The 17,511-nt window shown below is 62.4% G+C and carries 14 protein-coding genes; 3 read left to right on the top strand and 11 right to left on the bottom strand.

What is annotated here, in order from left to right; translation table 11 throughout:
• Positions 1-15 precede the first annotated feature (15 nt).
• Together NKJ35_RS07525 and NKJ35_RS07520 are read right to left on the bottom strand one after the other, a co-directional pair.
• Entirely contained in the window at positions 16-618 is a 603-nt protein-coding gene (locus NKJ35_RS07525) for an ANTAR domain-containing response regulator (RefSeq protein WP_352645958.1), read from the bottom strand.
• On the bottom strand, positions 615-1,742 hold the full coding sequence (locus tag NKJ35_RS07520) for a transporter substrate-binding protein (RefSeq protein ID WP_352645956.1): 1,128 nt from the start codon (positions 1,740-1,742) through the stop codon (positions 615-617). Before NKJ35_RS07520 ends, NKJ35_RS07525 begins: the two co-directional genes overlap by 4 nt.
• Positions 1,743-2,253: 511 nt before the next feature.
• Between NKJ35_RS07520 and NKJ35_RS07515 the strand changes: the two genes are divergently transcribed.
• On the top strand, positions 2,254-3,369 hold the full coding sequence (locus tag NKJ35_RS07515; protein WP_352645955.1) for a hypothetical protein: 1,116 nt from the start codon (positions 2,254-2,256) through the stop codon (positions 3,367-3,369).
• 47 nt (positions 3,370-3,416) lie between these two features.
• On the opposite strand, the gene nadE is transcribed toward NKJ35_RS07515, so the two are convergent.
• The 8 genes from nadE to NKJ35_RS07475 form a co-directional block, all read right to left on the bottom strand.
• Positions 3,417-4,424, bottom strand: a complete 1,008-nt coding sequence (gene nadE, locus NKJ35_RS07510; RefSeq protein ID WP_352645953.1) for an NAD(+) synthase — start codon at positions 4,422-4,424, stop codon at positions 3,417-3,419.
• A complete protein-coding gene (locus NKJ35_RS07505) occupies positions 4,421-5,968 on the bottom strand; it encodes a class I adenylate-forming enzyme family protein (protein WP_352645951.1) in 1,548 nt (515 codons plus the stop codon). The genes nadE and NKJ35_RS07505 overlap by 4 nt, the downstream gene beginning before the upstream one ends.
• A gap of 22 nt (positions 5,969-5,990) precedes the next feature.
• Positions 5,991-6,254, bottom strand: a complete 264-nt coding sequence (locus NKJ35_RS07500; protein ID WP_254818658.1) for an acyl carrier protein — start codon at positions 6,252-6,254, stop codon at positions 5,991-5,993.
• A gap of 19 nt (positions 6,255-6,273) precedes the next feature.
• The gene (gene asnB, locus NKJ35_RS07495; RefSeq protein ID WP_352645949.1) at positions 6,274-8,211 is read right to left on the bottom strand and encodes an asparagine synthase (glutamine-hydrolyzing); all 1,938 of its coding nucleotides are present in this window, start codon (positions 8,209-8,211) and stop codon (positions 6,274-6,276) included.
• A gap of 184 nt (positions 8,212-8,395) precedes the next feature.
• The gene (locus tag NKJ35_RS07490) at positions 8,396-9,367 is read right to left on the bottom strand and encodes an NAD-dependent epimerase/dehydratase family protein (RefSeq protein WP_352645948.1); all 972 of its coding nucleotides are present in this window, start codon (positions 9,365-9,367) and stop codon (positions 8,396-8,398) included.
• Between the two features lie 109 nt (positions 9,368-9,476).
• Positions 9,477-12,935, bottom strand: coding sequence for a chromosome segregation protein SMC (gene smc / locus NKJ35_RS07485; RefSeq protein ID WP_352645946.1), 3,459 nt, complete (start codon positions 12,933-12,935; stop codon positions 9,477-9,479).
• A gap of 117 nt (positions 12,936-13,052) precedes the next feature.
• The gene (locus NKJ35_RS07480) at positions 13,053-13,781 is read right to left on the bottom strand and encodes a DsbA family protein (protein WP_254818473.1); all 729 of its coding nucleotides are present in this window, start codon (positions 13,779-13,781) and stop codon (positions 13,053-13,055) included.
• 129 nt (positions 13,782-13,910) lie between these two features.
• Entirely contained in the window at positions 13,911-14,411 is a 501-nt protein-coding gene (locus NKJ35_RS07475; RefSeq protein ID WP_352645944.1) for a DUF721 domain-containing protein, read from the bottom strand.
• A gap of 49 nt (positions 14,412-14,460) precedes the next feature.
• Here NKJ35_RS07475 and mutY point away from each other — a divergent pair, with 49 nt between their 5' ends.
• Both mutY and NKJ35_RS07465 read left to right on the top strand, forming a co-directional pair.
• On the top strand, positions 14,461-15,573 hold the full coding sequence (gene mutY / locus NKJ35_RS07470; protein WP_352645942.1) for an A/G-specific adenine glycosylase: 1,113 nt from the start codon (positions 14,461-14,463) through the stop codon (positions 15,571-15,573).
• Positions 15,574-15,584: 11 nt separating this feature from the next.
• Positions 15,585-16,196: an HAD family hydrolase gene (locus NKJ35_RS07465; RefSeq protein WP_352645940.1), complete on the top strand. Its 612-nt coding sequence runs from the start codon at positions 15,585-15,587 to the stop codon at positions 16,194-16,196.
• A gap of 62 nt (positions 16,197-16,258) precedes the next feature.
• Here NKJ35_RS07465 and NKJ35_RS07460 read toward each other — a convergent pair whose 3' ends face one another.
• Positions 16,259-17,392: a site-specific DNA-methyltransferase gene (locus NKJ35_RS07460; RefSeq protein ID WP_254818469.1), complete on the bottom strand. Its 1,134-nt coding sequence runs from the start codon at positions 17,390-17,392 to the stop codon at positions 16,259-16,261.
• Between the last annotated feature and the right edge of the window lie 119 nt (positions 17,393-17,511).

Raw genomic sequence — 17,511 nt, 5'->3', positions numbered from 1 at the left:
CCGGCGGCTGAAAGCTCAGGCGCGATCGGATTGGTCATCGTCGCCTTCTTCTTGTGTCATCGCCACGATCCTGCGCGCTGCTTCCTCGACGCTGATTTGCCAGCTCATTGCCAGCGAGCGGAGCTGCGCATAGGCACGGCCGTCCTCGACGCCCTTCGACAAGGCCTCCACCGCGCGTACGATGGTCTGGCGCTCCGCGACCCGCTGACGAAGCGAGGCGATCTCGCCGGCCAGAAGCTTGCGCGCCTCGAAACTCTGCCTTGCGATCAAAAGCGCGCTATAGACGCCGGCATTGCCGACTGGTTTCAGCAATTGGGCATCGGCCTTGTGCGACAGTGCCCATTCGACACGCCCCGGCGCCTCGGAGCCGATCAGCGCTATCAGCGGCATCGGGGCCTCGCCCGGCTTCCACGGAAATTGCTCGTCAAAGCCGAGGTCGACGTCGAAGAAGACGAAGTCCGCCGCCAAGGCTTCGGCCGGCAGTTCCGGCCAGAAGCCAATCGCCTCAAGGCCGATGGCCGACAATTGTCTTGTGATCGCCTGCACGGTCGGATGTGGACGATGCAGGACAAAAGCCCTGGCGCCTCCAAGGTTCGGGATACGCGCCATCTTGCTCACGACACCACCCGCAGGCGTGGCCGCCCGAACGTCTCCGTCCGGTCATAGCGGGAAAGGTAGGGATCGGGTGCCACGCCCTTCGTCAGCGTGACCGTTTTGAACGATGTTCCATCGATACGTCCGATCTGCACTGGCAACGTAGCATGCTGGGTTTGCGGGTCGATGGCGATGTCGCCCAGCGGTGTTCGAAATGATGTTCCGGCAAAGACCTTGGGAAGGTCCATCCATTGTGCACCGGGGTTGCGGGTGAGTATCTCTGCGAGCGTGCGCACCGAGGCATAAGCCGCCGCCTCGAAGGATGAGGCAGGCATAACGGAAGACACTGAAGCCGCTCCGCGATCCGCACCCGAGATGTCGTGAAAATAGGGCCCAACGGAAAGATGGCCATTGCCTGCCCCGTTGAGCGCCGGCAATTCGCATTCCGTGAGATTGCAGGACAGGATCGGGCAACGCTCCGGCCTGAAATGCGGGTCGCGCCGGCCAAGCTCGGCATAGGCGGCGATAAAGGCATAGGACGAAGGGCCGATGAGATTGTTCAGAATGAAATCAGGTCTCGTCGCCTGTACCTCCGCGATCAGCCGCGCAACATCGACCTCCCCTAGCGGCAGGTAGCGTTCGCCCAGCACCTTGCCGCCGGCGTCCGCAATCAGGTCGCGCGCCACACGGTTGGTCTCCCAACCCCAGATGTAGTTGGAACCGAGCAGGAAGCCGTCGGCGCCGAAACGAGGCACGACATAGGCAAGCAGCGGTACGAGATGCTGATTGGGGCAGGCGTGCGTGTAGACGACGTGCTCGTTGGCTTCGAAGCCTTCGTACGGGCAGGCGTACCACAGCGTGCCGCCTGCCCTTTCCAGGATTGGAATGACCTCCTTGCGGCTCCACGAGGTCACGCAGCCAATGATGTGACGCGCGCCACTGTTGGCGAGAATGTCCGCGCAGCCCCTTGCATACCGATCGATGTTGCCCTGCGGGTCGCGCTCGACCGGGACGAATTCGAAGGGGACAGCGGGATCGGCATTGACGTCGGCGATGGCGTTCATCGCGCCCGCGCGGCAGGATTCGGACACCAGCCGGTAGTTGCCGGACCGTGAATAGAGAATGCCGATCTCGATATGCCGTTTCAAGCAAAGCCTCAAAATGACAATGCCCCGCAGCCACCGCCGCAAGGCGAGGCATACGAGGCATTCTTGCCGCCCGGCGGCCAGAGCCGGTATTTGTCCTCACCGTATTCCGCCCGCGCCCGCAGTCAAGAGCCGCCGCACGAAACTTTGGCTAGCCGAAACGGTTCGACGTGGAGCACGCAACTCACGCCGGTCGTCCGCCAGGAACCAAAATTGCTGATGCCCAGGTATGAGGCCCGGACAACCAGGTTCGCTACCATTCAAAGCAACGACTTTAATATCGGTTTACCTGAATCTGCTAGCAGCAATGACGCCGGTTTTTCGTCGGTCAAGCAAAGGGTTCCACCTTGCCGCAGCAATTCAGCACTCCGTTCGGTCACCCGGGCGATCGCAACTGGCCGAGGTTCCACGGCTTCATGGGCGTCGAATTGGAACGCGCGCCCGATGTTCTCGTGCCTCGTGTCGCCTTGGCCCGGGAGCTCGGTGGGCGGAACTTTGGTGGCGGGAGCCGGGCTTGAGCGTCATTCGCGCCTTGCAAGGCGCCGATCTCCCGGCAGTCGCGAACATGTTTCAACGCGTGCTGTTGAAGGAAAGGACCGAAGCGCCGGCCTCTCTCGTGGAATACATGAAACGGTTTTATCTGGATGCGCCCGGTTGCGGAGACAACCTCCGGTCGCTTGTCCACGTCAACGACGCCGGTCGTGTCTCCGGGTTTGTCGGTGTTCATGTGTTGCCGATGACGTTCAACGGCCGTCAAGTACGCGCCGCCATCTGTAGCTCGCTCATGGTCGAGGACCATGAGCACGACCCGCTGGCCGGCGCTCGCTTGTTGAAAGCTTACCTGGATGGTCCGCAGGACATCTCCTTCAGCGAGACGGCCAACGATATCTCCGTGAAATTGTGGACCCGGCTGCGCGGCGTGGTCCTGCCGCAATACAGCCTCGACTGGGTGCGTGTGATGCGGCCAGCGACCTTCATGCTCAGCCTTTCCGCCAATCGCATGGAGCTTGCCCGAGTGCTCAATCCGTTGGCGCGTGCCGTCGACCGATTCTATTGCAGGAGGATGACGTCCAGCGAACGACGCTGGTCGGGTGTGGCGGCGGACGGGGCTGGTCACGGGGGATTTCGGATGTCCGAAATCGATAGCCACACATTTGCCAAGCTAATCGAGCCGTTTATCGCGCGTTTCGCGCTACGCCCGGAATGGACGGAAGACCAACTCGACCACATCCTGACCGATGCCGCACAAAAGCCGGATCTGGGCGAGCTTGTCTACGTTTGCGTGACGTCGCCAGTCGGCACCAATGTCGGCGCTTTCGCCTATTACGCACGGAAGTATGAAATTGGCCGCGTGCTGCAGATCCTCGCCCTGCCCGGCCAGGCGGGCTCCGTGATAGACTGCCTGATCGATCATGCCGCCGCGCGCGGCGTCAGCGGCCTGCGTGGACGTGTTCAACCTGCACTTCTAGAGGCGATGCTTGGACGACGCATCGCTTTCCTGACCGTTGCTTCAACGGTGGTGCATTCACGTGATCCAGAGCTGTTGGACGCGATGAAGAACTCGCAAGTTTTCCTGAACGGGCTTGCGGGCGAGCAATGGAGCCGGCTGATCGGGAGCCGTTTCAGCTAGAGCGGGATGCATGCAAATCGAACCGTGCACACCGCTCTACCTGTTTGTCAGGTGCCGATTTCCTCGACGACATCGACGAGTTGCGGACGCTGGTGCAGATAACGTGTCGCCCTGCGTTTGGCGATGATATCGGCCCAGACGCTTTCCACTTGTGTGGCGGCCAACCCCGCCGCCTGCCCCACTACCTCAGCCGCCACGCCGTTGTTGAGACCGTAAAGGCAAAGATCCATTCGGTCATAAGGAAGCGAGAAGTAAAACTCCTCCTGGGTCTGCGCCAGCGAGTAGGTATCGGTGGTCGGAGGCCGGTTAAGGATTTCCTCCGGAACACCGAGATGGGCCGCAAGCGCATAGACCTGCGTTTTATAGAGATGGGCGATCGGCTTGACGTCCGCGGCGCCGTCACCGTTCTTCACGAAGAAACCCTGATCGTATTCCAGCCGGTTCGGCGTTCCAAGAACGGCGAAGTTCAAGCGATCGGCATGATAGTATTCAATCTGCTTGCGGGTGCGTTGTTTCATATTGGTAGCGGCGACAACGCCGAGATAGACAGGCAGCGGCATTCTCAGTTTCGTCTGCTTGCCTTCCGGATCCTGCACCACCAGGGATGAGATGTTGTAACCCCCGCCCTCGAGCGCGTTCGCGATGACGATCTTCGAGGCCCAGCCTTCGCCGTATTCCGGGACCACTTCCCGGATGAAGGCGTCGCGACGCTTGTAGCAGCCCATTGCGCGCAGGATCGGCCCGATATCCTCTGTCACAGCCTCGACACCGAAAGTTTCGGCGACGAGGCGGCCGAGCCGCAGACTTTCAGGATCGGAATCGCTCTCCGGCATGAACAGGCAAAGCACATTCTTGGGCCCGACGGCTCGTGCCGCCAACGCGACCGACACGCTCGAATCGATCCCGCCCGAAAGACCGAGCACAAGGCCCCGCTTGCGAAGCCCGCGCACCTGCTGGCGCAGGGCCGTTACGATACGGTCCGTTTCGGTGATCAGGTCGATTGCCAGAGCCTGCGTCAGAAAGGTCCGCGCATCCTCGGTCGGGCGAACATTCATTGCGCGGCCTCCATGGTTTCTGCCGCAAGCCGACGGCTGACCTTGCCGGTATCGGTCTTCGGCAGCTCCCGGCGGAACTCGATGACTTTGGGGACCATGAAGTCCTCAAGGTGGCGTGCACAGTGACGTATGATATCCTTTTCGCTGAGCGCCGGGTCGGACCGTACGATAACTGCACCGATCGCATGCCCGAGCACGGGATCCGGCACACCGACAACCACCGCTTCCGCGATGCCCGGATGAGCGTGAAGCACGGCTTCCACTTCCTTGGGCGCCACCTTCTCCCCCCGCGACTTTATGATGTCGTCCTTGCGGCCGACGAAATAAAGAAAGCCTTCCTCATCGGCCCTGAACAGATCGCCGGTGTAGAGAACCTTCTCCCAAGGGTTCGGACCCGGGCGCAGGGCTCGTGCCGTCGCAGCTTCGTTTCGCCAATAACCCTGCATGACGTGCGGCCCGCGAATGATCAGCTCGCCTGCTACGCCCGGCGGCACCCGTTGCCCGTGGTCGTCGACGACAAAGGCTTCGGTGTTCGGAATGGCTATTCCGACCGAGCCCGGCCGGCGGTCGAGCTCCTCGGGCGGCAGATAGGTGCAGCGCTTGCATTCCGTCAGGCCATACATCGAATAGAGCCTGACACCGGGGAAAAGGAACCGAAGGCGTTCTATGTGAGAGGGCGGCAAGGCAGCCGCCGTGTTGGAAATATAGCGAAGGCTGGGCAGGAAGCCCGGCGCCAGATCACGCATCTGCAGGATCATCGCTGCCATCGTGGGCACGAGCGGAAGCCCGGTGACTCGTTCCTGGCGGATGCGTTCAAAGACCGCCTGGGGAAAAGCGAAGGACTTCTCGAGCACGAGCGTGGCGCCGAGCCTGACGGCCATCAGCAACTGATAGAGGCCGTAGTCGAAGGCGAGCGGCAGAACATTCAAGATGATGTCGTCGGGCGAGTTGCGCAGATAGGTGGTGATGGAGTCGGCCGCCGCGTCGCAATTGCGGTGCGTCATCATCACACCCTTGGGCCGGCCGGTCGAGCCCGAGGTGTAGATCAACATCGCAAGATCGACGTCAATGCCGCGATGGTCAATCTCCCCGGCTTGAAACGTCAAGCAATCCGTCAGGGATGTGGCTCCTGCCGGGCATTGGTTATCGGCAGCAACGGTGGAAGCCACGAAGATACCGGTCTTGCCGGAGTATCTTGACGCCTCCGCAACCACCGGCATCAGTCTTGCTTGCGTGAGGATCGCGGCCGCATCGCAATCGGTGATGATGTAGGCCAGCTTTTCGGCCTTAGTGGATGCGTTGATCGGACTGAAAGTCGCGCCTGCTTTAAGAACCGCGAAAATCGAAACCGCAGCCTCCCAGCAATTGTCCATGAAGATCAGGACCCGGTCGTCGCGTCTGACGCCATTCATGAAAAGGGCGGCGGCCAGGCGGCTCGAGAGATCGTCCAGTTCTTCGTAGCACAGCCTTTTGTGCTCGGTGATCAATGCCGTTTTGGCTGGATGGGCAGCGGCTTTCGCCGTCAGAAAATGTTCGATCCGCACGGACGCTCCTCGCCGATGGCGCCTACGCAGCCAGCGCTTCTGCTTTTGCCTTGATGAAGGCTGAGATGCGGTCAATCGAATCCAGATTGGCCGGTACGATGTCGGCATCGACCATCGCTATGCCGAAATCATCCTCTATGAATGCCACGAGCTCCAACACGGCCGTCGAATCGATGATGCCGTTCTCGATCAGTGATGCGGAGTCCGCAAGCTCGTAGGACGTGTCGCCGAACAAGAAGTTGTCGACGATAAAGGTTTTGACCTTGTCCTTGATTGCTACCATGATTTTTCATTCCCTCGATTTCTCAGGCCGCTCGTGCTGCACCGACCTTTTCGCCGGTGAAAATCTTCTGCCACAGCTGCGTCGACAAAATGCCGACGAAAGCCGCATTGTCGCGGAATCCGGACGCGGGCTGCAAGCGGCATTTCTCGTGCAGGTTCGCCACCGCCTTGGCGTTGAATAGTCCTCCGGCGGCGATGCTCGCCTCGCTCAGCGAGTCGCGTACGTAGTCCAGTTCTCCGGGTCCAACGAAGGAGCGGGCTTCCGGCGCCCGGTAAGGCTGTTTGGTGCGCTCGCTGATGGCCGTCGGAAGCAGGTGCTTGGCAACTTTGCGCAGTATGTGTTTTTCCACCAGTCCCTTGAGCTTCATCTCCGGCGGAAGTCTTGCCGCAAACTCCACCAAGCGATGGTCAAGGAAGGGGAAACGCCCTTCGATACCGTGCGCCATGGCCATGCGATCGCCCTGGCTGGAGAGGATGTAGCCCGGCAGGAGAAAGCGGGTTTCGAGATATTGCGCTTGATGCAGCGGATGCCACCGGGAAAACGCCTCAGGCAACCGGCCGGCCAGTTCCTCGGCTGCGTCGTAGCCCTTCAATGTCGCACGCAGGTCACCGGAGAAAAACATCTTGGCCGCTGATGTGGTCTTGAAACGCGGCCGATGCGAGAACAGCGGATCGTCCAGGGCTGCGCTGCCGGTGCCGAAGAACGCGGCCAGGTACTCTACGGACTGCTGCTGCAGACCTGGCAGATAGGGATAAAGCTTCCGGAACAGCTGTGGTCTTATGCGCGACGCCGGCTGTCGTCCGCAGAAACGGCGAACCCGCGCTTCCTTGAAGACATCATAGCCGGCAAAGACTTCGTCGGCGCCTTCGCCTGTCAGCACCACTTTCAAACCGGCCTGGCGAACGAGGCCGGACAGTTGATAGAGGGGGGCCGGGGCGGTGCGGATGATCGGCCGCTCGGTAAAGCGGATGACTTCGGGAAACACATCGGCGATATCACCGGCACGACAGGCTATGGTTCGATGGCGCGTGCCAAGTGCTGACGCCATTTCGGTCTGGAAGGCGCTTTCGTCATGCTCGGCGCTGTCGAACGTTACGGAAAATGTCTGCAGCTTAAGAGGAGTCATACCGGCCGCGAGTGCCGAAACGAGGGATGAATCGAGCCCGCCCGAAAGGTAAGAACCGACCGGCACGTCGGCGCGCATGCGAAGCCTCACCGCGTCGGTCAACAGGGCCTGCAGTTCCTCGGCCGCGTCGTCCTCATTGGTGATCTTCGATGGCGTATCTCGATGAGGATAGTCCAGATGCCAGTATGGTTTGATCGTCACTTGCCCCTGTGTCGCGATCATTACGCTTGCCGGCTCCAGCTCGTGGATATCGCGGAAAGCCGTGCGTGGAGCGATCGGCGCCCACAGCGTAAAGATCTGGTCGAGTGCAATCGGATCGATTTCGGCAGAGATGCCGGGTACCTTCAGCAGGGCTTTTATCTCGGACGCAAAGTAGAGCACGCCGTCCTTGCTGGTATAGAACAGCGGCCTAACACCCATGCGGTCTCTTGCAAGCACCATCCGCCGCCGCCGGTTGTCCCAAATCGCGAAGGCGAAATCACCGTTCAGGAGCGGCAGGCAGTCTTCGCCCATCTCGTCATACAGCTGCAGGAGAACTTCGGTGTCGCTCGAGGTGCGGAAGCATCGGCCCTTGGCCAGCAGCCCTTCGCGCAATTCCACGTAATTGAAAATCTCGCCGTTGAACGCAATCGTCAAATTGCCGGTTTCGTCGGACATCGGCTGCTGGCCATCACCAATCCCGATCACCGACAGCCGCGCATGCCCAAGTCCAGCCTCGGGCGCTACGAATTTGCCTTGTTCATCCGGTCCGCGATGGGCGATCGCGGACGTCATGCGCGCAAGCAAAGCTTCCGCATCCCGGACTGAACCGAAATAGCCCCCGAATCCGCACATCCACACAGCTCATATTGAACAGCAAGCCACGAAACATAGCGGTCATAAGCGCCTCAAAGGTTAATCGGATACCTTTCAGCGAGCATGTGGTTAACAGGATGTTAGGACAAAATGATGCTTTTGCGGACCGACTTGTGCCCACTCCAGGTGTCCCGCTTGAAGGCGTCACGGGGAGTGGTGCAAATCACTGCTTCGAGTACGGCCGGTACCAGTCGACAAACTTCTTCAGCCCGTCCTCTATCGAAACGCTAGGCCTGAAGCCGAAATCCCGCTCCAGCGCGGTCATGTCGGCGTAAGTCTTCTCGACGTCGCTCGCCTGCATCGGCTCGTTGTGGCGGATTGCCTTGACCTCGAGCAGCCTTTCCAGAATGTCGATGAAGTCGCCGAGGCGCACCGGCCGGTTGTTGCCGACATTGTAAAGCCTGTTCGGCGGAACGTCAGCTGACGGCGGCTCGTCGAGCACGGCGACGACCGCCTTGACCACATCGTCTATGTAGGTGAAATCGCGCCACATTTCGCCATTGTTGAAAACCCGGATCGGCTTGCCCTCGAGCATCGCCCGGGTGAACATCCAATAGGCCATGTCGGGGCGGCCCCAGGGACCATAGACCGTGAAAAACCGCAGGCCGGTCTGCGGTATGCCGAACAGATGGGCGTAGGTGTGGCTCATCAACTCATCGGTTTTCTTGGTGGCGGCGTAGAGCGAAACGGGCTTGTCGACCTGATCGGCTTCGCTGAACGGCACGCTGCGGTTGCCGCCATACACCGAGCTCGACGAGGCATAGACCAGATGCTCGAATGCCGGTTCGGCGCGACAGAATTCGAGCACTTCGAGGTGGCCCATGACATTGGAGCGGACATAGAGCCGCGGATTGTCGAGTGAGTGACGCACGCCGGCCTGCGCGGCGAGATGCACGATCCTGACGATGCCTTGCCCGGCCAGAGCAGCCGCAAGCGCGCCCTGTTCGGCAATATCGAGCTGGTGGAACGAAAAATCCTTGCGGGGCAGAAGGCGGGCAAGCCGCCCCTTTTTGAGCGCCAGGTCGTAATAGTCGTTCATGTTGTCGACGCCGACGACCGCTTGTCCCCGGTCGAGCAGATAGTGGCAAACGTGACTGCCAATGAACCCCGCAGCTCCGGTGACAAGTATAGGCAACAAGCTTCTCCACGTGCACAGCCTGACGGGTATCTGGAGCGGCAGATCCAGCCCATTTCGTCGTGCTATAGTCGAAAGCCGACGTGGAGACCACCACTAAGCTGATGCGTCAGCTTGCCTCGCGCATGGCCTCAGCCGCCTGCAGGTCAACCGACACCAGTTGGCTGACGCCTTGCTCGGCCATGGTTACCCCGAACAGCCGGTCCATGCGCGCCATCGTGATCGGGTTGTGTGTGATGATGACGAAGCGCGTTTCGGTGGTTGCGGCCATTTCGTCCATCAGATTGCAGAAGCGTTCGACATTGTGGTCGTCGAGCGGCGCGTCGACTTCGTCGAGCACGCAGATCGGCGCCGGGTTGGTCAGGAACACTGCGAAGATCAGCGACATGGCCGTCAACGCCTGCTCGCCGCCGGACAGCAGCGTCATCGTCTGGGGCTTCTTGCCGGGCGGTCGCGCCAGGATCTCGAGCCCGGCTTCGAGCGGATCATCGGACTCGATCAGTTGCAGCTCGGCGGTGCCGCCGCCGAACAGATGCGAAAACAGCCGTTGAAAATGGCCGTTGACCACCTCGAAGGCAGCGAGCAGCCGCTCGCGGCCTTCACGGTTCAGGCTGTGGATCGCCTGCCGCAGCTTCCGGATCGCCTCGATGATGTCGTCGCGTTCGGAGACGATGGTCTCCAGCCGGTCCGACAGTTCCTTCTGCTCTTCCTCGGCGCGCAAATTGACGGCGCCCAACCGTTCGCGCTCGACCTTCAGCCGGTCGAGCTGACGCTCGATCTCGGCCATTTCGGGCATCGGGCTGTCGGGTTCGAGGCCGGTGTGGCGGATCACCAGATGCGGCGGCGTGTTCAGCGTTTCCTGGATGCGCGCTTCGACTTCCAGCCGACGCTCGTCGGCGGCGGTCAGCCGCTCTTCGGCGCGAACACGCGTTTCGCGCGCTTCAGCGAGCGATTGGATGGCAGCGGTCGCAGCCTTGTCCAGCTCGGACTGCCGGTTCTCCGCTTCCTGCAAGCGGTCGCCGGCAGCCTTGCGCAGGCTTTCGGCCTCGGCGAGCTGCGACAGCAAGGCGCGCCGCTTGGCGTCGATCTCGTCGGGGGCGTCGGCCAGCCGCTCGCGCTCGGCCTCGGCCTCGGCCTTGCGTTCGCCGAGCGCCGTGATCTGCGTCGACGCGTTTTCGGCGCGCTCCACCCAGTTGCGCCGTTCCGCGCCGATGGCGTCGAGCCGGCGCGCACGTGCCTCGGCTTCCCGCTTCAGGCCCTCGTGAACGGCGCGCGCATCGGCAAGGGCGGCGCGGTCGCGGGCGACGTTGGCGGCCGACTGGTCGAGTTGCGACTGCAGATCGCCGAGATCGGGCGCGTCCTGCAGCAGCATTTCCGCCTCGACGAATGCTGTCGCCGTTTCCTCATGGCTGTCGACAATGCGGGCGCGCGCCTCGTCAAGTGCTGCACGCCGGCTCGACAGTTCGCCGCCGGCCTTTTCGGCCTCGGCCAGCGCATTGCGAGCAGCGTCCAGCCCGTGCTGGGCGTCGCGCCCGGCCTGTCGAGCGGAGCGTTCGGCTTCGCTCGCCTGGGCAAGCGCCTGTTCGGCCCGGGCAAGAGCCTGTTCGGCGTCGCGCAGTATGCGGGTGGCATGGATCGCTTCGGCGTCGAGTTCGGCCAGCCGGTTTTTCTGCGCCAGCCGCTGCGCGGCGGCGGTCGGCGCATCGGCGCTGGCGGTAAAGCCGTCCCAGCGCCACAGCGCGCCTTCGCGGCTGACCAGCCGTTGACCGGGGGCCAGCAGCGTCTGCAGCCTTCTTCCGTCGGCGGCTTCGACAATGCCGATCTGGGCCAGCCGGCGGGCCAGCTGCGCCGGCGCGCGCACCACGCTGGCGAGGCTCTTTATACCTTCGGGCAACGCGGCGTCGCCGGGCTGGATTTCGCTCTGGCCCCAATGCACCGGCGCGCTGCGGTCGAGCGGCACGTCGAGATCTTCGCCAAGTGCGGCACCCAGCGCCGTCTCGTAGCCGCGCTCGACGCTGATCTGCTCCAGCACCGAGGGAAACAAGTCGCCGCTCGCAGCGTTGAGGATCTTGGCAAGCGTGCGGGCCTCGGTTTCGATCCGCGCCAGCTCGGCTTTTGCGTCCTGAACCGGTGGGCGGGCAGCACCTTCGCCCGCACGCGCCTCGGCGACCGCCCGTTCTGCTGCAATCGCTGCTGCCTCGGCCCCTTCGAGCAGTGCCAGCGCCTGTTCGACCAGCAGCCGCTTCTCGGCGGGATCGGGCAGGCCGGCGACCCTGGAGACGATCTCCGACAATTCGCGGTCGACATCGGCAAGCTGGCGGGCAAAGCGGTCGCGGCGCTCAGCGGTGTCGCGCAGCGTCCGTTCGATCTGGTTGCGCGAGGCGGCGGCCTCCGCCCGTTCGGCGGTCAGCGCGGCGAGCCTGGCCTCGCTCGAGGCAAGCGTCGATGCCGCCTGCTCGAAAGCCGCGCGGGTGCTGGCCTCGCGCTCGGCGGCGCCTGCGTTTTCGGCGTTGAGCGCGGCTTCTTCGGCGGCGAGACGTTCGAGGATATCCGCATTGTCGCGGACCATGCGCTGCTCGCGGGCAAGGTCGCCATCAAGCTGTTGCAGTCGGCGGTCGAGCTCTGCCTGGCGGGCGCGGATGCGGCCTGCCTCTTCCTCGATCTGCGCCTTGGCGATCGACAGACGCTGGAAGGCTGCGGCGGCGGCGGCTTCGGCATCGCGCAGGTCCGGCAGCCGGTGGGCGTTGATGCCTTGTTCCCTGGCGGCAGCCATCTGGGCTGCGGCACGGTCGCCGACCAGCGCGGTGGCAATCGCCAGCGCCGAACGCGCTTCGCCTTCCTGCGTCTTGGCCAGCGTCCAGCGAAGATGCAGCAGCGTCGCTTCGGCCTTGCGGATGTCGGCCGACAGGTTCTTGAAGCGCGAGGCTTGGCGGGCCTGGCGTTTCAGGCTTTCGATCTGGCTTTCCAGTTCGCCGACGACGTCGTCTAGCCTTTCGAGGTTCTGTTCCGCCGCCTTCAGCCGCAGCTCGGCTTCGTGGCGCCGTGTGTGCAGTCCGGAAATTCCGGCTGCCTCTTCCAGCAGCGCGCGGCGCGCCTGCGGCTTTGCCTGGATCAGCTCGCCGATGCGGCCCTGCCCGACCATCGATGGCGAACGCGCGCCGGTCGACTGGTCGGCGAACAGCAGCTGCACATCCTTGGCGCGGGCTTCCTTGCCGTTGATGCGGTAGAGCGAACCCGCCTCGCGTTCGATGCGGCGCGAAACCTGCAACTCGTCTGCATCATTGAAGGCCGAGGGCGCGCTACGCTCGCTGTTGTCGAGAAAAAGCGTGACTTCAGCGGTGTTGCGGGCCGGTCGTGTTCCGGAACCGGAAAAGATGACGTCGTCCATGCCGGACGCACGCATGTTCTTGTAGGAGCTTTCGCCCATAACCCAGCGCAGCGCCTCGACGAGGTTCGATTTGCCGCAGCCATTCGGCCCGACGATGCCGGTCAGACCGCGTTCGATGACGAACTCGCCGGGTTCTACGAAGGATTTGAAGCCGAGCAGGCGAAGGCGCGAGAACTTCATTCGCGCCGGCCCATAACCAAGTTTCGCAACACTGTTCCGGGGTTTTGCAAGGAGAACCCGCGGCAAGACAAAGAAGTGCGTACGCCGAAGCGACGCCGCTTCGGCACTGCCGAAACGTCAGAGCAGAGGGTCGATGATGGCCGACATTTCCGCAATCGACATCGCCCCTTTGTAGGTCTTTCCGTTGATGAAAAAGGTCGGTGTGGAATCGACCTTGAATTCGTCGGCGCCGCGCTTCTGGACGGATCTCACATCGTCCAGAAGTTTCTGGTCCGTCAAGCAGGCCTCGAAGGACTCCTGTGTAAAACCGGCAAGCTTGGCGATTTGCAGCAGTGCGTCCTTGGTATTGTTCACACCAACCCAGTTGGCCTGCTGCCTGAACAGAACGTCGACCATCGGGAAATAGTTGTCCTTGGAGCAGCGCGCCAGCATGAAACCGGCCTCGGCGCTGGGATCGAACGGAAACTCGCGCAGGATGTAACGGGCTTTGCCGGTGTCGATATATTTCGTCTTCAGCTCCGGAAAAGTGGTCTCGGCGAAATGCGCGCAATGCGGGCAGGTCATCGATGCATATTCGACGATAGTGACCTTTGCATCGTCCTTGCCGAGCTGCATGTCGGGCAGCGCGCCGGGCTTCAACAAGGCTGCCATATCCACCGTGCCCTGAGCTTCCGGCGCTTTGGCGGCGGCCGGGGCGGCCGGCTTCGCAGGTTCCGCCGGAGCCGCAGGTTTCACATCCTGCGCCTCGGCTTTCTCGCCCGAGTCGCTGCAGGCGGCAAGCAGGGCCGCCGCTGGTATTGCGGCCAGCGAAGTCAAAAGGTGTCTGCGGGACAAGGAACGAAGCATACGAATCACCTGGCAATAGTTGGATTTTGCAATGCAAAGGCTACAAAAAGCGAGAGTTGGCGCGAATTAAGGCATTACCGCCCCTATTCCAATCGCCAAATCCGGGCATACCATCACGATAGCGCGAGATCACGGCTTCTTTTGACCAAGAATGGTGGCGCCAAGCCGCTCCAACGAGGCGCGCAGCCCGTCGTCCTCGATCAAACCGACAGTGCCCGACAGCTTCGCCTTCTCCGCCACGGTCAGCGGCCGCAAACTGGATTTCGGCTTTTCCTTGCCCGCCATTACCGGCTTCTGCACGATCCTGATCCGGCCGATCGCATTGAAACCGAGAAACGCATTGACCCGGTTGATGATCTCGCCGGTCTCGTGCTGCAGATGCAGTGCCGCCACACCCTCGCAGGCAATTACCAGCACTGCCGGCTCGAACGGATCGTCCTCGTGCATGCGGCGCGGCCACTGGATCTTTTCCGGGCGTGAGCGGCCGGCAAGCCGCGGTCCGGCAATCTCTTCCCACGACTGGACCAGCCCGATCGACATGCCGGCCCGCTTGCGCAGCACCGGGTCGAGGATCTCGGTTGCGAGATCGCTCACCGGAACGGGATTGCCGAAGGGCCTTTTCCCTGCCATGTGCGTTCTCCAGCTTCAGCACCAGTGGATTAGAGCCGACCCTCGATCAATGGCACTGCACGACCAGACCCGCAAGGCCGTATCCGGAGACAATGGCGAGATCGCGTTCCGGCTGCTTGGCTGGTACGACGCGCATCACCGCGAGCTGCCGTGGCGCGTTCCACCGCGTGCGCTGGCAGGCGGCGCCCAGCCAGATCCCTATCTGGTCTGGCTTTCCGAGGTGATGCTGCAGCAAACCACGGTCGAGGCGGTAAAATCCTATTTCCGGGCTTTCGTGCAGAAATGGCCAACTGTCGAGGCACTGGCGGCGGCACCGACCGAAGACGTCATGAAGGCCTGGGCCGGGCTCGGCTATTATTCCCGCGCCCGTAACCTCAAAGCCTGCGCCGATCTCGTCGCGCGGCAAGGCGGCCGCTTTCCGGACAGCGAGTCCGGCTTGAGGGAACTGCCCGGCATCGGCGCCTATACGGCGGCGGCGATCGCGGCGATCGCCTTCGACCGACCAGCCGCGGTCGTCGACGGCAATGTCGAACGGGTCGTCTCACGGCTGTATTCGATCGCCACGCCGCTGGGCGACGCCAAGGGCGAGATACGCGGCCAGGTCGAACGCATGGTTCCCCCGACAAGGCCCGGCGACTTCGCGCAGGCGATGATGGACCTGGGCGCGACGATCTGCACGCCGCGCCGGCCCCGCTGCATGCTCTGCCCCGTCAGGCAGGATTGCAGCGCCACAATCTCGGGCGATCCCGAGCGCTTTCCGGTCCGCCTGCCCAAGGCCGAGAAACCCTTGCGCCGCGGCGCCGCCTTCGTCGCCGTCAGGAGCGACGGCGCCATCCTTTTGCGCAAGCGCGCGGATAAAGGCCTGCTGGGCGGCATGACAGAAGTGCCGACGACCGGCTGGACCGCGCGGATCGATGGCGCCACCACGGCGGCGGCAGCCCCGTTCCCCGGCGACTGGCGGCAGGCCGGACGCATCGGCCATATCTTTACCCATTTTGCGCTTGAACTCGACGTGTTCAAGGCGGAGACCGACAGTGCCGCCCCGGCCGGGCATTTCTGGTCGCTGGCCCATGAAATTTCCGGGGAGGCGCTGCCGAGCGTCATGAAAAAGGTAATCGAAGCGGCGATACCGGGCGCGACGAAAAAGCAGCGGCCGCATTGAAAGAGAGAAGAATGTCCGAAATCCGCCACATCGTTTTCGACATCGGCAAAGTGCTGATCCACTATGATCCGAACCTGCCCTTCAGCCGCTTGATCCCCGATCCCGACGAACGGAAATGGTTCTTCGACAATGTCTGCACGCATGACTGGAACATCGAGCAGGACCGCGGCCGCAGTTGGGAAGAGGCCGAAGCGCTGGCAATCGCTCAGTATCCCGACCATGCCGAAAACATCCGCAATTTCCGCCGGCACTGGCACGAGATGGTGCCTCATGCCTATGAGGACAGCGTCGCCATCATGATCGGGCTGATCGAGAGCGGCCACGACGTGACGATGCTTACCAATTTCGCGGCCGATACGCTTGCCGAGGCCCGCGAGCGGTTCGATTTCCTCAATAGGCCGCGCGGCGTGACCGTGTCGGGCGACATCCGCCAGATCAAGCCGGATCGCGCCATCTACGATCACCACGTCGCCGCGTTCGGCCTCGATCCGGCAGCCACGCTGTTCATCGACGACAGCCAGAAGAATGTCGACGGCGCCAAGGCGGCCGGCTGGCAGGCTGTGCTGTTCACCGACGCAAAGACGCTCAGGGCGGACCTTGAGCGCCTTGGGATCAAAGTCTGATTTGAATCGCTTCCAGAGGTTGGGTGAGCCTTCGCATAACCGATCTGTCGCAACTCGGAGCCTCAGGCTCCTGCCCGCTCCATGCCCAGGCGGGCAATGCGGCGAAGCTCGTCGATCGGGGTTAGGCCGCCGCTGCGCTCATAATGCCAGAAGGTCCAGCCATTGCAGGCGTCCAGCCCCTGCACGTGTGCGCCGATCTTGTGGATCGACCCGGCATTGTCGCCGATCGCCAGCGTGCCGTCGGCACGCACTTTTGCCGCCCAGCGCTTCTTGGCGTCGTAGAGCGTGGCGCCGGGCGCCACCAAGCCATTGTCGAGAAGCGTGACGAATGCGACGCGCGGCTCGGCCCGCTTGCCGGTCAGCACCGTCAAATTGGCGCCTTCCAGCGGCCGGACCGCATCGATACGTTCCATGGCGGCATCGATATAGGCCTGCTCACGCTCGATGCCGACGAAGTGGCGGCCAAGCCGCTTGGCCACAGCCCCGGTGGTACCTGAACCGAAGAAGGGGTCGAGCACGATGTCGCCCGGCCTGGTCGATGCCGTCATGACGCGGGCAAGCAACGCTTCCGGCTTCTGCGTCGGATGCAATTTGTCACCATTGTCGTTCTTCAGGCGCTCGCCGCCGGTGCAGATCGGAAATAGCCAGTCGGAACGCATCTGAATGTCGTCATTCGACGCCTTCAGCGCCTCGTAGTTGAATGTGTAACCCTTGCCCTTTTGGTCGCGCGATGCCCAGATCATCGTCTCATGCGCGTTCTGGAAACGGCGGCCACGGAAATTGGGCATTGGATTGGTCTTGCGCCAGACGACGTCGTTGAGGATCCAGAAGCCCAGGTCCTGCATCTTGGCGCCGACCCTGAAAATATTGTGGTAGGAGCCGATGACCCAGATCGTGCCGTTGGGCTTCAACACGCGGCGCGCCGCCAGCAGCCAAGCGCGAGTGAAGGCGTCGTAGGCCTCAAAACTGTCGAACTGGTCCCAATGGTCGTCGACGGCATCGACCTTGGATTGGTCGGGCCGGTGCAGATCGCCATCGAGCTGCAGATTGTAAGGCGGATCGGCAAAGATCACGTCGATCGACTTTTCCGGCAGCCGTTCGAGCGCGGCGACGCAGTCGCCCTTCAGGATCGTATCCAGCCACTCGGATTGCTGGGGAGCATCGGAAAGGTCGTCGAGAAGACGCACGGCAGACATTGTGACACCCAAGGCACGCGTTACTGTTTACTGTCCGTTATGGTTACCGATCAGCGTAAATATTCAGTGAAGCAGCCCGCCGAATTTGCGAAGCCCGGCCTGTTCGTGTATGCCGCGCC

This window comes from Mesorhizobium sp. M0136 (genome assembly GCF_040322515.1).
Lineage (GTDB): Bacteria > Pseudomonadota > Alphaproteobacteria > Rhizobiales > Rhizobiaceae > Mesorhizobium.
The sequence above is the reverse complement of the archived record's forward strand: the minus strand, read 5'-3'. Positions and strand labels throughout refer to the sequence as shown.

What these genes read in the sequence shown, in the direction of transcription:
- nadE (WP_352645953.1), bottom strand. Translation starts at nt 4,424, where the DNA reads ATGAATGTTCGCCCGACCGAGGATGCGCGGACCTTTCTGACGCAGGCT.
- asnB (WP_352645949.1), bottom strand. Translation starts at nt 8,211, where the DNA reads ATGTGCGGATTCGGGGGCTATTTCGGTTCAGTCCGGGATGCGGAAGCT.
- smc (WP_352645946.1), bottom strand. Translation starts at nt 12,935, where the DNA reads ATGAAGTTCTCGCGCCTTCGCCTGCTCGGCTTCAAATCCTTCGTAGAA.
- NKJ35_RS07480 (WP_254818473.1), bottom strand. Translation starts at nt 13,781, where the DNA reads ATGCTTCGTTCCTTGTCCCGCAGACACCTTTTGACTTCGCTGGCCGCA.
- NKJ35_RS07475 (WP_352645944.1), bottom strand. Translation starts at nt 14,411, where the DNA reads ATGGCAGGGAAAAGGCCCTTCGGCAATCCCGTTCCGGTGAGCGATCTC.
- mutY (WP_352645942.1), top strand. Translation starts at nt 14,461, where the DNA reads ATGGCACTGCACGACCAGACCCGCAAGGCCGTATCCGGAGACAATGGC.
- NKJ35_RS07465 (WP_352645940.1), top strand. Translation starts at nt 15,585, where the DNA reads ATGTCCGAAATCCGCCACATCGTTTTCGACATCGGCAAAGTGCTGATC.
- NKJ35_RS07460 (WP_254818469.1), bottom strand. Translation starts at nt 17,392, where the DNA reads ATGTCTGCCGTGCGTCTTCTCGACGACCTTTCCGATGCTCCCCAGCAA.